Here is a 14,094-nt window from a genome sequence, read left to right on the forward strand (position 1 = left end):
CGCGTGGACTCAAGAGTCCACCCTACGGATAGAGGTTTCATACGATAGGTACAAAGGGACACAGCCAATAAAAAGGGGCCCGCCGGGCCCCTTTGTCTTACGCGGCTTTCGCCTCTTCCTTCCTTCGCTGCAGCACGAAAATCGGCTGCGCCCACTGCGTGTCCTTCTTCTTCTTGCTCGTGATAAGCGTCAGTTCCGAAGGGTCGTACACGTCGGTGTTGTGCGTCAGCGGCGTCGTCATCAGGTACTGGGCGTCGGTGTTCTTGAGGAACTCGCCGACCAGCTGGATGTTGCGGATATCCAGGTGCGCAAACGGTTCGTCGATGAACACGAAGCCGCCCGAGCCCTCTTCCGACTTGAGCAAGCCAATCAAGAGCACCAGCGACTTCATCACCTGCTGGCCGCCCGAAGCTTCGCCGTCGTTCATGCCGATCTGGTCCTTGCCGTCGAACTTGAAACGCACGTGCAGGCCGGCCTGCGCCAGTTGCACGTCGTCGTTCTCGAGGCGCACCGGGTCGGCTTGCACGTCGATGCCGGCCAGGCCGCCCAGGTCCTTGATGTTCTTCGAATAGGTCTTGATCGTGTAGCGCAGGCGCTCGATGTAGGCGCCGCGCGCATTGCTCGTCGCTTCGATCGCGCGGTTGTTCTGGTAGCGGCGTTCTTCCGTTTCTACCTGGCGCCCGGAGAGCTGGTCGTTCAGGCGCGCATACTGGTCGATCACGGTGGCGTCGAGTTCCCAGTCGTCGCGCGCCAGCGCGTGCTCGAGCGAGGAGACGCGCAAATTGACCTGGTGCGCGTTCTGGTGCTGCGCGACCAAAGCCGCGCGGCGTGCCGGGCGCTTCCAGGCCGCCGGAATATTCTTCCAGCCGCGGCGCAGCGCCAGCAGCGCCTGCGCGTGCTCGCTGCGCTGCTCGATCTGGCGGCGGTGGTTCAGGCGCAGGCCCGCTTCCGCTTCCGACAGCGCCATGCGCGCGTTCTGCCAGACGGTGTCGGCCCGGGTGCGCGCGACCGTCGCGTTTTTCGTCAGCGTCTGCAGCTCGCCCAGGCGCGCGCCGACTTCCAGGCGCTCGGCCTTGATCGGTGCGATCGAGCGTGCCGCTTCCTCGAACTCGGCCTGGCGTGCCGCCAATTCCTTGGCTGCGTCGACACCCGCGATACGGGCTTTGAGCGCGCCCACTTCGGCGGCCAGCTTGCTGATCGTGAGCGTCAGCGCGTCCTCTTTCGCTTCCAGTGCCGGCAGCGATTTCTGGATCGCTTCCAAACGTTGGGTTTTACCGGCGGCGCCGAAGCGGTAGCGCGAGGGCTCGACGAACAGCGAGCGGCCACCGCGGCGTTCGCGGTGATAGGCGTCCGGGGTGATCCACTCTTCGGTGCCCGATTTGAAGCCGGCATCGACCGAGTCGACGCGGTCGATGCGCGCCAGCTGATCGATCAGCCAGCCCGGCGCCGGGGCCGAGAAGTGCACGACCGACAGCAGGCTGTCGTCCTTCATCTTCGGTGCTTCGACGCAGTCCGGGACGATGAAGTGGCGATAGCGCTCCTTCTCCGCCAGGCGATACGCCGCCGGCGCATCCTTGGCGCGCTCGAGCAGCACGACCGAGGCGTAACCGCCCAGCACACCCTCGACTGCCCCCTGCCACTTCGGATCCGTCACTTCGACGATATCGGACAGCATGGCGTGCGGGATGCCTTCGTCGCGCAGCGCGCGGCGCATCAGGCGCTGGGCTTCCGGCTCCGGCATCGCGCTCTTGCCCTGCAGCGCGGAGATGGTCGCCATCTCCGCGGCGATCTTTGCGCCCAGCGCTTCGCGTGCGGCCTTCTGGCGCGCCAGCTCCGCTTCCTTTTCTTCCAGCTGGGTCGCCACTTGCGCCATGTCGGCGCCGGCTTCCGCCGCCAGCTTTTGCAGGCGTTCCTTTTGCTCGACCAGGTTTTCCAGCGGTTTGATCCGGCTGTTGATCTGGGTGAGGCGGCTGGCCAGCGCGGTGCCTTCCTGTTCCAGCAGGGTTTCCTGCTGCTGCGCCTCGGTCAGCGCGCGCTGCTGAAGCGCGAGCGCCTGGCGTTTCTCGGCCAGCACGCTGTCGACCTGCGCCAGTGGTTTCCTCTGCTCGTGCAGCGCGCGGCTGATGTTGGCGGCCTTTTCGCGCGCCTCGTGGTACTCGAGGCTGGGCAGCACTTCTTCTTTCAGGTCGCGCCTTTCCTTGTGCAACCCTTCCCACTGGTGGTAGTTGGCCACGCGCAGGCGCAGGCCCTCGAGGTTGACGCGCGAGGTTTCCAGTTCGGCTTCGAAGCGCTTCAGTTCCGTCTCGGTGTCGCGCTGGTGGCGCTTCGCTTCGTCATAGGCGTCCAGCACTTCCTTGTCGCCGAAGACCTGGAACACCAGGTCCAGCAGCTGGCGCGGCGCGTATTCGCACAGTTTATCCGTCTCGCCCTGCTCCAGCGCCAGCACTTTCGACATCGCCGGCGACAGGCCTGCCGAGGCCAGGCGCTTGCGATAATTCTCGACGCCGAGCCAGTCAGTCGCTTCGGTCACTTCCTCGATGTTGACGTTCCCGGGACGCATCAGGTACTGGCGTTTCCAGTCGCCGCCGTTCTTCTGCACCTGGCAGAAGAGCGTGACTTCGTCGTCGGCGAAAAAGCCGGAATGGCGGAAGGGCCGGTTCGACAGCTGGCGGCCGACCGGCTTGTTGTCGACCACGGCGCGAATCCAGGCGCTTTGCTGGCCCGAGTGGCGCGCATAGTGTTTATAGGTGCGGCCCATCGAGCAATCGAGGCCGAACAGGGTGCGCAGCGCGTCGAGCAGGGTCGTCTTGCCGGAGCCGTTCTGGCCGGCGATGGTGATGATCTTGGCGTCGAGCGGGATGTTCTTGATCCGCTGCCAGTAATCCCAGTGGACCAGTTCGAGTGATTTGATGTGGAACATAGTGTCTCAGTTCGATGGTTCGAGAGGCTCTACAGCGTCTGCGTCGTTGGCGGAGTCGTTGGCAGCTGCGACCTTGCGCGGCGCCACGGCCAGCGGCGCGCGCTTGAACACGTCGGACAGGGCACCGTTGATGATGCGTTCCTTGAGCACGTCGGTGTCCATCATCAGGTCGAGCAGCGGGCCCTCCAGGATCACGTCGCCGCGGCGCTCGATGAAGCCGAGTTTCGAGAGCTGGCCCAGGTTCATGTCCATGCGCGTCTTCTTGCCCAGCTTGTCGCCGAAGTCCGACAGCAGCGCCGTGTACGAGATGCCGATCGAGGTGTCTTCGGCGCGCGGGATCGGGCTGTCCTTGTCGAACAGGTCGTTCTGGTCGTCGATGACCGTGGTGTGGGTCTCCTGGCGCTCGCGCTTCGGGAGAATGATCTGCGCCCACAGCACGACCAACAAGGCCACGCCGTCGCGCGTCAGACCGAAATTATTGTTCTGCCAGATGTCCTTGGCGCCGAAGATCTTCGGCTCGACATTGCGGTGCAGCGCGATCGTCACGTGGTCGGCATACACGTTGTCGAGCAGTTTCAGGCCGCATTCCAGCAGGCGCTTGTCGACTTCGATGCGGAACTGCTCGTCCGACAGCGCGCGCTTGACCATCTTGTCGTCGCGGCGCAGCGTCTGGTGCGTCAGCAGGCGCGCGATCAGGATTTGTGCATCGTCATTCATGTTCCGGGCCCAGTTCCAGGTTCAGTGAGAGGGTTGCAAACGACATCGCCGCGACTTCCGGATCGTCCAGCTGGACCATCTCATCAAGCGGCTCGAAGCGGATCGGCAGGCGCGCCAGTTCGGCCGTCGCGCCCTGCAGGCTCGCCTCGGAGGCGTCGCCCAGCAGCGGCAAGAGCGAGGCGCGGTAGGAAGCGACCGCGAAGCCGGCCGGCAGCAGCGACTCGTGCAGTTGCACTTTCTTCGGGCCGGTCTCGGAAAACTCGGGGAAGTTGCCGAGATTGGCGAAGTCGGCCAGCTTGTTGATCCAGTCGTCGAGTTCGGCCTGCATCGCCGGGTTGTCGTTGATCGTCAGCGGCGCGTCCTCGCCGTTCGGCAGGCCCTTCGGCCCGATGACGGTCACGCGCTCGGTGAGCAGTTCGGTTTCGGCGACGTCGATCATCTCGGCCGGCGTGCCGAACAGCGGCACCACCGGGCGGTCGATCGCGTCCGCCGCCAGGCTGGCCAGGTCTTCGTGCGCCAGCAGCCAGCGTTTGACGTCGGTGGTCGACAGGCCGGACTGGCCGAGGTGCACGCGCTGGCGCTCGATCTGGTTCAGGGCGCGCGAGAACATGCCCTGCATGTTCAGGAGCGCACTCTGGGCGCGGCCGATCGCCTGCGCCGCCTTGTGGGTCGCGGAATCCGCGCGTTCGTCCGACGTGATCGCGCGCAGGATCACGGAGCCCTTCTCGACCCAATCACAGGCCATGTGCCACTTCGCCTGCGAATTGCGCAGCTTGAATTCGGAACCGGAAGCGATCGCATCGCGGAACTCCTCGGTCAGTTCGATCAGGCGTCCCAGCAGGTGCCGCAACTGTTCGACCGTGACGCCGCCGACCGCCTGGGCACCGGCCACCTGCGACAGCAGGAAGCCCATCTCGGCATCGTCTTCTTCCGGCTTGGCGAGCGCGATCAGGGTGTCCAGCGCGGACAACACGTTGCGGGCCAGCGGCGTGATGCGGTAGACGGCGCTCGGCGCGTCCCAGGCCAGCAGGCCGTGGGTACGCAGGCGGTTCAGCACCGTTTCCAGGCTTTCCGGGATGAGGTAAGCCAGTTTGGTATTGATGTCGGCGCGCGAAAACGCCGAGCTGCCGGTGTCGGCCGCCAGTTCGCGCAGCACCAGCAGGCGCACGAGAACGCCGTCCTGGGTGCCGTGGAACAGGGCCGTGAACGCGGACAGCATCGGCTGCGCGCGCTTGAGGTGGAACACCTGCTCGATTTCGTCCGGCGCGATGCCGTGCTGGAAGTGCGCGGCGAGCGGGTCGTCATCCTGCGCCGTGCCATGGGATTCAGCGGCAAGGGCCGCGCCTGCCTGTATGTCGATCATAGGGGATACCAGTTTGCGAGCGCGGAATATCAGGTGGCCTGTGATGGCCCTGCTTTTCCGCGAGGGCGCCAAGTATAACAGTTAAGAACCGGCAACTAGGAGGGGAAGCGGACGGCTTGGCGGGAATGACACAGTTGCTGGATCGGGCTTGCAATTCGGTCGCGGTGCGTTTTCGAGGGGCGGGCGTCGCGTATCACCGCGTGGGCGGGGGACCGCGGGGCCGCCGAGGCCCACCCTACGTTACGCATCGGCCGTAGGGTGGACGGCTCCGCCGTCCACGCGGTGATCGCTGCCATTCGAATTGTCGTAACCGCGCGCCCTCTACTTGCGCATAATCCTGGTCACCGTCTGCTCGATCGCCTCCCGGTCGTCGTCGCGGAAACGCAACTTGACCGGATACCACTCCTGCCCCGGCGCCAGCCAGATATCGACGCCCTCGGTCTTGCCCTCGCCCCGCGGCTGGCGCGTCACCAGCACCGTGTCGAGCTCGCCCATCCCGGTCTGGATCTTTTCGCGTTTCATGACCTTGAAAGTCCAGGGCTCGGCATCGCGCCGGCCGGCGACGATGAAATTCCACTCGCTGCCGGGCTTGAACTTCGCTTCGCCCGCGGCGCGCGCCACCGAGGCCAGTTGCCAGGTTACCGAAGCGCGGTCCTGCTCGCCGCCCTTCATGGCGTAGGGCTCCTTGGCGTCGGTGAAGGTGATCGTCTTGCTGTCGCGATTGAACGCGGTGGTGGTGGCGTCCTTGCGGTAGCGCTTTTCGTAGAATTCGTCGGGCGCGAGGCCGTAGGGGTCGACTGCGCCGCGGCTGCGGTATTCGGTCAGCTTGCCGATCAGCGGCACGCGCGCTTCGACATTCACCTCGTACTTGCCGTCGCCGCCGCGCCAGGCGATCAGGGCCTCGCCCTTCAGGCCGAAGCCACGCTGCTGGGCATTCAATTCGTAGGCGATGTCGGCCGGCGGCGGCAGCTCGACCGCGTGTTTGACAGGCGCCGCCGCGTGGGCGGCGGGGCCCAGGGCCAGCACGGCGGCCAGCACGCCGCCCTTCAGAAGATTGCTTCGCATTATCATTTTCCTGTATCGGTAAGGGCTATATTATTCACGGTTTGCGTGGTCACTGCACCGTTGGCCTCCGTATTGCGAATCTGCACCGGATACCAGCCCCGTCCCGGCGCCAGCCAGACGTCCAGGCGCGAGCGGTAGGAGCCCTCTTTCGGCGGGCGCGACAGGTGCACCGTCTGCAGCTTGCCGAGTTTGGTATCGATCTCTTCCTGCCCGACCACGACGAAGCGGAACACGACGGCGTCGCGGTCTTCGCCGACCTGGATGTCGATGTCGCCGCTCAGCTGCCCCTGGTCGCCGCGGGCGATCGCCGCCAGTTGCAGCGGGACGCTGGCCTTGTCCTGGGCGCCTGGCGTCAACGGTACCGTCTTTTGCGCCGACGAGAAGCTGATCTTGTCGTGCGACCAGTCGAAATGGGTGGCGGTCAGCGCCCGCCCGCGCCGTTTTTCCGTCATTTTGACGGGCACGAACCCGGTGGCGCCCAGCGCGCCTTCGCTGGTCAGCACCGCCAGGTTCACGCGCGTGAAGACGATGCGGATGCCGGCCTCGAAGTCGATCCGGTAGCTGTCGTCGTGAAATAGCCAGCTCAGCTGCGCTTCGCCGTTCCAGCGTGTGCCGTCGGCGTCGACCCGGGCCACGTCCATCGTGATGTTGGCGGGCGGCGGCACGTCGACCTTGTAGCGGCGCGCTTGCGGGACCGGCGGCGGCGTCGGTTCCGCGGGCGCCGGCGCGGGCGGCGGATCGGCGGCCGCGACGGCGACGGGGGCCGGCGTTTCGGCAGGCGGCCCCTCGCCCGCGCCGCCGCTGCCCGGTTCGGTTGACGGCCCGACCGCATCCGCGTTCAGGAGCGGGGCACTGTCCTGGGCGAGCGTCGGCAAGGGGGGCGGCGGCAATGGCGCCGGCTCGGGCAAGGCCAGCGGGGCGGGCGCCACCGGCGGCGGCGCGGGCAGTAGCCGCGCCTGCACGAAATCCATGGCCGGCGGGGCAGCCATGCGCGGCAGCGCGACTTTCCCTTCGACGAAGGAAAACAGCGCGGCGTGCAACAGGACAACCAGTGCGCCAAGCAGCACGGCGCGCCGCTGTCGTGAGATAGTGGCAACAATACCCATGCCGCCTAGTGTACTCGCCCACGTGCACGCTTGCTGCTCAGCCGCGCCGCGGCCATGTTTGCTGCGCGTGTTAATTATCTGCTACGCTAGGCCGACAACCAATATCGTCAATGGAGACCACCATGCTCAAACCTCCCTCGCAGAATGTGCCCGGCATGACGGATACGCTCGAATTCGTGAAGAATCTCTGGGGCGGCATGGGCGTGCCCGGCATGTCCGGGGCCGCCACGCCGGGCCTCGGCACCCCCACCCTCTCCACCGACGAGCTCGACAAGCGCATTACCGATCTCAAAGCCGTCGAAAGCTGGCTCAACCTGAACCTGTCGATGCTGCGCACCTCGATCCAGGCGATGGAGGTGCAGCGCGGCACGCTCGCGACCCTGAAATCGATGAGCGAAAGCATGGCGCAGGCCATGGGCCAGAAAGGCGACCAGACCGCCTCGCTGCCGCCCTTCGCGGCCTTCTTCAACGCAGCGGGCGTGCAGCAGGCGGGCACGCCGCCGCCAGCAGGCGCGCAGGCGGCCGCTGCGGCGCCCACACCCGACGCGATGATGCCGGCCGCCGTCGCGTGGTGGAATGTTCTGCAGGACCAGTTCCGCCAGGCCGTTGCCAGCGCCATACCGGCAGGCGCCGGGACGCCTGACAGCACGGCCGGCGACAAGGACAATGGAAACGCCAATACGGCGAACGCTTCCAGGGGCCCCTCAGCGGACCCGGCCGCCAGCGCCACGACCGGCGACATCGGCGGCACGTCCGGCACTTCCTCGCAGAAACCTTCCCGTACGAAATCCGACAAAGCGTAACCCCGCGGCAGGAAAACCTTCCTGCCGAGCCCATGTCTTGATTTGACGGGCATCACACCCGCCCTCGCCGTGCTGAACTTGAGAGCGCGGCCGGGGCAGCCGGCCGCCGCGTTCCCTGTTGGAGACCGGCATGTCCACCATCGATTTTTCCCGTCTTAAAGCCGAGCAGGTTGCCGACCTGCGGCGCAAGCTCGACAGCGCCGGTTGCCCGGTCCCCCCTGGCGCCAACCGGCTCGACGAACTGACCGGCGCCATCGCCGCCTTCCGCCGCCAGCAAGGCCTGCCATGTGGCGGCCCGCTCGACGAGGCGACCTGGCGCCGCCTGAACGCCTGCGGCGGCAGCGTCTTCAGCGAAGTCTTTCAAAATGAACTCGGCCTGCTGCGCCCCGGCCCAGGGGGTGCCAGCGGCGGCCCGGAAGACGTGCAGCCGGCCGCCACCTGCGCCCTCCTGACCCAGGCCCATGGGGCGCACCTGGCCGGCCTGGCACTCTCGGGCGGCGGCGTGCGCAGCGCCACGTTCAATCTTGGCGCCCTGCAGGCGCTCGCCGAACTGCGCCTGCTGCGCGACTTCGATTACCTGTCGACCGTCTCGGGCGGCGGTTTTATCGGCGGCTGGCTCTCCAAATGCATCCGCGAACGGCGCGGCGACGTCGCCGCCGTCGAAGCCTTGCTGACGCCCGGCGCGGCCGGCCAGGCGGTGGCGGCCGAACCCGTCGAAATCCAGTTCCTGCGCCAGTACAGCAATTATTTGTCGCCGAAAAGCGGCACCTTCAGCGCCGACACCTGGACCCTGATCGGCACCTATGTGCGCAACACCTGCCTGAACCTCGCGATGCTGGTGGCCTGGCTGTGCGCCCTGTTGATCCTGCCGCGCTTCGCGGTCTGGGCCGTACACCGCGTCGTCAAGCCGGGCGGTCCGTGGGCAAGCTGGTCGGACGCGATCTGGCTGGGCGGCACGGGCTTGTTCCTGTTTGCCGTGTTCTGCATCGCGCTGTCCATCTCGAGCAAACCGGAAAGCTCGCGCGGCCTGCGCCGTTTTCCGCTCGAGCAGGGCGCCGTCCTGCGCTGCATTAATTTGCCGCTGCTCGCCGCCGGCTTCCTGGTCAGCATCGGCCTGTGGCGCCATGGCGGCGTGGTGCCGGTGCTGTGGGAAGAAGGCTTGCCGGTGCGCTTTCGCGGCTGGGGCGCCGGCTGGCTGCTGGTGCCGGGCCTGGTGTATTTCGTCGTCTGGGCCAGCGGCTGGTACCTGGCGCACGACCGCACCAGTCCCTATCGCGGGGCCGGTTATGTGCTGTGCGGTGCCGGCGCGGCCCTGGTGACGGGGCTGTCGCTGGCGGCGGCGCTCGAGTTCGCGCCCGCTGCGGTGGCGCACCTGCTGACGCTCGAGGTCGGGCAGCTGCTGGCCTGGCGCATCTGCCCGGCGCTGTGTGCGTTCATGGTGGTGTGCGGTGCCGCGCTGGCGCTCGAACAGCGGCTGCGCCTGCATCGCCCGAGTCCCGACATCTCGCGCAACGAGCTGATCGAGGGCCTGAGCCACTTCGCCTGCGCGATCGGCGCCCTTGCGGCCGGCACCCTGCTGCTGCTGGTCGGCCTGGCGCTGCTGCCCAATCCCCAGGAACACCCGATCCTCAACAACGCCATCGCGCTCGGCACCTTCGGCATGCCGCTGATGATGACGCTGTTCTCGGTGACGATGACGCTGATGATCGGCCTGATCGGGTCCCTGTACAGCGACGCCAGCCGCGAATGGTGGAGCCGGCAAGGCGCCTGGTCCTCGATCTTCTCGCTGGCCTGGCTGATCATGTTCGGCGTCGCCTTCTTTTTTGCCCCGCTGCTGCACTGGGCCTGGCTGACCTACGATCCGATCGCCAACGCCGGCACCGCGATCGGCTGGCTGGTGATGACCCTGATCGGCCTGAAGGCCGGCAGCGGCAGCGCCACCGGTTCGCGCGACGGCAACTGCGCCAAGCGCGAGATCGCCGCGCGCCTGGCGCCCTACTTTTTCACGATCGGCATCTTCGCCCTGTTGTCGAACCTGGTGCAGCTGGTGGTCGCCACCCCGCGGATCGCCTGCCCCGAGCCGGTCTCGCTGCGCTGCGTCTACGCCGCCCACGCCAACGCGACCCTGGCGACGGACGGCACCACGCTGGTGGTCGCCTTTTGCTGCTTCCTGGGCGCGGCCCTGCTGCTGGGCTGGCGCGTCGACATCAACAAATTCTCGCTCTACATGCTGTACCGGAACCGCCTGGTGCGCGCCTATTTCGGCGCCAGCAGCGCGCACCGCAAACCCCATCCCTTTACCGGTTTCGATCCCGCGGACGACCCGCAGCTGGCCGAGATGGAAAACCAGCGTCCCTACCACATCGTCAACACGGCCCTGAACCTGGTCAGCGGCGAGGAACTGGCCTGGCAGACGCGGAAGGCCGCTTCGTTCGTGCTGACGCCGCGCTTTTGCGGCTTCGAGATGCCGCGCATGCCGGCGCAGGGCGCAAGCAGCGGCCTGCACGACGCTCGCCGCGGCATCTACCGGCCGACGCGCGAATACGCTTCGGGGCCCAACGCCGGCGACGACGACGCCCACGTGCGGCTCGGCATGGCGGTCGCCCTGTCCGGCGCCGCCGCCAGCCCGAACATGGGCACCCACTCGTCGCCGCCACTGAACTTCCTGATGACGATGTTTAACGTGCGCCTCGGGCGCTGGTGCCCGAATCCCTTGAAATCGAACTGGACCCGTTCCTCGCCCGGCATCGGCCTGTTCAGCCTCATCGCGGAACTGTTCGGCATGACGAATGCCGATGCCAACTACGTCTACCTGTCGGACGGCGGCCATTTCGAAAACCTGGGCATCTACGAACTGGTGCGCCGCCGCTGCCGCCTGATCGTCGCGGTCGATGTCGCCAGCGACAAGACGATGGCCTTCGAGGACCTCGGCAACGCGATCCGCAAATGCGCGACCGACCTGCACGTGAGCATCGAGGTCGATGTGACGAAGATGGACATCGTGAAAACCACGGGCCTGTGCGGCGCCAGCTGCGCGGTCGGCGCGATCCGCTACAGCCATGTGGACCCGGACGGCCTCGATGGCACCCTCCTGTACATCAAGCCGGCGATCGTCGGCTCCGAGAACGCCGATGTACTCAATTACCGCAAGGCGAACCCGGACTACCCGCATCAGGGCACGGCCGACCAGTGGTTCGACGAGGCGCAGTTCGAGAGCTACCGCGCGCTCGGCTACCACATCACGAAGGCGGCGCTGGCAAAGGCGGCGGCGGCCTCAAGCCGTGCCGGCGGCGGGCATGATGTAGCGAAGCTGTGCGCTCATCTGCTGCGCGAGCATGGGGTGGCGGCGGGGTTGTCTGGAGAGCCGGTGACGCCGATCACCGTTCCGCAGCGCGAGATGCGCGATCAGTTCCGTTAGGTTTTGCAGGGTGGGCGCCCCCGCGCCCACGCGGGACGCACGTATCCATTTGCCACCGGCGGGGATTTTTCGCTCCGCGGCGTATGCAACGGCCCCGCAGCCGGGCGTGGCGTTTCGAGCGACGCTTCACCGCACGAGTCCACATGATGCGCACGTAACCGCGTGGGCGCGGGGCGCCCACCTACGCCGTCGTATCGACCGGCGCGTCGGCCGCCTCCGGCTCCGCCGCTTCCTTCGGCGCCAGCGCCACCAGCTGCTCCATCAGCTGCGCAAAGCGCTGCTGCCCCGGCTGCAGGCGGTCGACGTGGGTCAGCACGGCGTTCGCTTCGAGCGCTAACGCTTCGTCATGGCCCTGCTCGCGCATGTGGGAGATCAGCACTTGGGCGGCGTTGAACAGGATGCGCTGGTTGTTCGGCAGCCTGGCGCGCGCTTCGCGCATCCAGTCCACGGCTTCCTGCAGCTTGCCGGTCTTCCAGAGCAGCACGCCCTGGTTCATCAAATCCGCCGCTTCCTTCTTCGAGGCCCGGATCAAGTCCCCGCCCTCGTCGGCCAGTCTCGCCTTGTCGAAGATCGCCTGCACCTCATCGAGCAGCAGCGCGTTGTCGTGGTTGTTGCGGATGACGTAGCAAAGCAGCTCGCTCGGTGCTTCCTTGACGCCGACCGCGAACAGCAGGGTCGCCATCTCGAGGCAGGTCGCCGTGTCGGGACGCTCTTCGCGGGCGCCGAGCAAGGCCTCGAGTTCGTCGCCGGCCTTGCGTGCGCGGCGATAATCCCCGCTCTCGTGATACACCAGGCCTTCGGTGATCTTGGCGCGCAGGTCGATGTCGGGGTGGGCTTCGCCGCTCAGTTCACCAAACATGCGCTGCGCGGCCGCCAGCCAGGCCTGCGCTTCCTTCGGATCGTTTTTCAGGCCGCAGACGCGCGCCAGGCCCAGGTAGGCGTCGGGCGTGCGCCGCACCGAGTACTCGCCGACCGCGATGCATTTGCGGAAGGCCTTTTCGGCCAGCCCGATGTTCCCCAGCTTCAGGCAGATCTGCCCCAGGCTGCGCTGGCGCGGCACGGAATTGGGCGACAGTTTTGCAGCGCGCTCGAGGATCGAGCAGGCTTCCTCAAACTTGCCCATGCCCTGGTAGGCCAGCGCCAGCTGGTCGTAGGCGTCGATGTAATAGCGGTTCTCGGCGATCACGCCCTGGAACATCTGGCGCGCCGCCTCGAACTCCCCGTTCGCGAGGCGGATCTTGGCCAGGCCCGCGCGCGCCCACTGGTATTCGCGCTGGGCCAGCACGCGTTCATAGGCTTCACGCGCCTTTTCCGGCTCGCCGCTCTTCTCCATCAGGCGCGCCTTCATGCGCAGCAGCTCGACTTCGTGCACGCGGCTCGCTTCGATCTGTTCGTCGCAGAGGCGCGCCGCGCGCAGGTAGTCCCTCTCGGCGAATGCCTGGTCGATCGGACGGAACACCTGCTTGCGGTGCCAGGCGCGGTTCAGGCGCGTGAGCAGCACGCCTTCGGTGATCGGCTTGACGAGATACGCGTCGGGCTGGTGTTCGGCCGCGCCCATCACCGACTCGACGCTTTTTTCGGCCGACACCATCATCCACACGCTCGAGGGCAGCAGCAGGTTGCGCACGCGCGCTTCTTCCAGCACCTGCTGGCCGTTCTTGCCGTCGCCTAAATTAAAATCGCACAGGACGACGTCGTAGCGGGTCTTCGCCAGCAGGCCGATGGCCTCGCCGCCGCTCGCGGCCTGGTCGATGTTCCTGGCGCCCAGGCTGCGCAGGCTTTCGCGCAGCAGCTGGCGCACGCCGATGAAGTCGTCGACCACCAGGTAGTTCTTGCCGGCCCAGTCGATCGGCTCGGCCTTCGTTTGGGCGGGCGTGTTCGTGATGAGCGAGCTTGTGCCGGGCGCGTTCATGGCAGGCTCAGTATGAAACAGCCGCCGCCAAACGCGCCGCCGTTTTCGAGGCGTACGCTGCCCTCGCGGCCGCGGTGGCGGTGCATGCGCGCGACTTCACGCGAAAAATACAGGCCGAGGCCCGCGCTGTTGGTGCGGAAGTCGATGCCGCTGGCGGCGCCGTGCAAGCCCGCCGCGCCGGCCGCCAGCAGCGGCTGCGGATATCCGGCGCCATTGTCCTCGACCCGGATGTCAAGCTGGCCGTCGACCTCGCGCAGCGACAGCCGGATGCGGTCGCGCGTGTAGTGCATGGCATTGTTGACCGCGTGCGAGACGACGCCGACGATCAGGTCTTCGTCGAGATGCCAGATCAGGTCACGGTCCGCCTCGACCTCGAGCACGATGCCCTTGGCGTCCAGCAGTACGCCGCCCAGCGCGACGACCTGGTCGAGCAGCTGGCCGGCCTCGATCGGCTGCACGTCGAACGGGTATTCGGGCGTCCCGACCCGTTTATACAGCGCCAGCAGCTGCATCAGGTTGTCGTTCAGGCGGCGCGTCTGGTACAGCATCTGCGCCATTTGCGGATAGGCTGCATCGGCGTGGACGTGCGTCCCTTCGGTCCGTGGCCCGGCGTCGGCCAGCAGGCGCTCCAGTGTCCCGGAGAGCACGCTGATCGAGTTCTTCATGTCGTGGGCAGTCGAGGCCAGGAACAGGAGCAAGTCCTGGGAGTGTGCGGTGTCGTCCACGGGTCTCATCCATGCGGGGCGCCATCAAGTGGCGCGAAAAGTTGCCTTGCGTTAATTATACGCAC

The 14,094-nt window shown here is 66.8% G+C and carries 9 protein-coding genes; 2 read left to right on the forward strand and 7 right to left on the reverse strand.

Translation table 11 applies throughout. From position 1 onward, the window contains the following. Positions 1 to 97: 97 nt before the first annotated feature. The 5 genes from AC1MEM_RS01055 to AC1MEM_RS01075 all read right to left on the reverse strand — a co-directional run bounded on the left by AC1MEM_RS01055 (position 98) and on the right by AC1MEM_RS01075 (position 7,132). A complete protein-coding gene (locus AC1MEM_RS01055; RefSeq protein WP_499474847.1) occupies positions 98 to 2,920 on the reverse strand; it encodes an ATP-binding protein in 2,823 nt (940 codons plus the stop codon). 6 nt (positions 2,921 to 2,926) lie between these two features. Continuing rightward, entirely contained in the window at positions 2,927 to 3,637 is a 711-nt protein-coding gene (locus tag AC1MEM_RS01060; RefSeq protein ID WP_499474848.1) for a hypothetical protein, read from the reverse strand. Next, entirely contained in the window at positions 3,630 to 5,000 is a 1,371-nt protein-coding gene (locus AC1MEM_RS01065) for a hypothetical protein (RefSeq protein ID WP_499474849.1), read from the reverse strand. Before AC1MEM_RS01065 ends, AC1MEM_RS01060 begins: the two co-directional genes overlap by 8 nt. Positions 5,001 to 5,321: 321 nt before the next feature. Next, positions 5,322 to 6,065: a DUF3108 domain-containing protein gene (locus AC1MEM_RS01070; protein ID WP_499474850.1), complete on the reverse strand. Its 744-nt coding sequence runs from the start codon at positions 6,063 to 6,065 to the stop codon at positions 5,322 to 5,324. Positions 6,066 to 6,067: 2 nt separating this feature from the next. Further along, positions 6,068 to 7,132 carry a DUF3108 domain-containing protein gene (locus AC1MEM_RS01075; protein ID WP_499474851.1) on the reverse strand — a complete coding sequence of 355 codons (1,065 nt, stop codon included), beginning with the start codon at positions 7,130 to 7,132 and terminating at the stop codon, positions 6,068 to 6,070. A 161-nt stretch (positions 7,133 to 7,293) separates the two neighbouring features. On the opposite strand from AC1MEM_RS01075, the gene AC1MEM_RS01080 reads away from it, so the two are divergent. Together AC1MEM_RS01080 and AC1MEM_RS01085 are read left to right on the forward strand one after the other, a co-directional pair. Then, the gene (locus tag AC1MEM_RS01080; RefSeq protein WP_499474852.1) at positions 7,294 to 7,974 is read left to right on the forward strand and encodes a PhaM family polyhydroxyalkanoate granule multifunctional regulatory protein; all 681 of its coding nucleotides are present in this window, start codon (positions 7,294 to 7,296) and stop codon (positions 7,972 to 7,974) included. 130 nt (positions 7,975 to 8,104) lie between these two features. Further along, positions 8,105 to 11,392, forward strand: a complete 3,288-nt coding sequence (locus AC1MEM_RS01085; protein ID WP_499474853.1) for a patatin-like phospholipase family protein — start codon at positions 8,105 to 8,107, stop codon at positions 11,390 to 11,392. Between the two features lie 181 nt (positions 11,393 to 11,573). On the opposite strand, the gene AC1MEM_RS01090 is transcribed toward AC1MEM_RS01085, so the two are convergent. Together AC1MEM_RS01090 and AC1MEM_RS01095 are read right to left on the reverse strand one after the other, a co-directional pair. Beyond that, complete coding sequence (locus AC1MEM_RS01090) at positions 11,574 to 13,304, reverse strand: tetratricopeptide repeat protein (protein ID WP_499474854.1); 1,731 nt, start codon at positions 13,302 to 13,304, stop codon at positions 11,574 to 11,576. Further along, a complete protein-coding gene (locus AC1MEM_RS01095; RefSeq protein WP_499474855.1) occupies positions 13,301 to 14,038 on the reverse strand; it encodes a sensor histidine kinase in 738 nt (245 codons plus the stop codon). Before AC1MEM_RS01095 ends, AC1MEM_RS01090 begins: the two co-directional genes overlap by 4 nt. Positions 14,039 to 14,094 lie beyond the last annotated feature (56 nt).

The sequence above is a fragment of the Telluria sp. AIW5 genome, assembly GCF_056680575.1.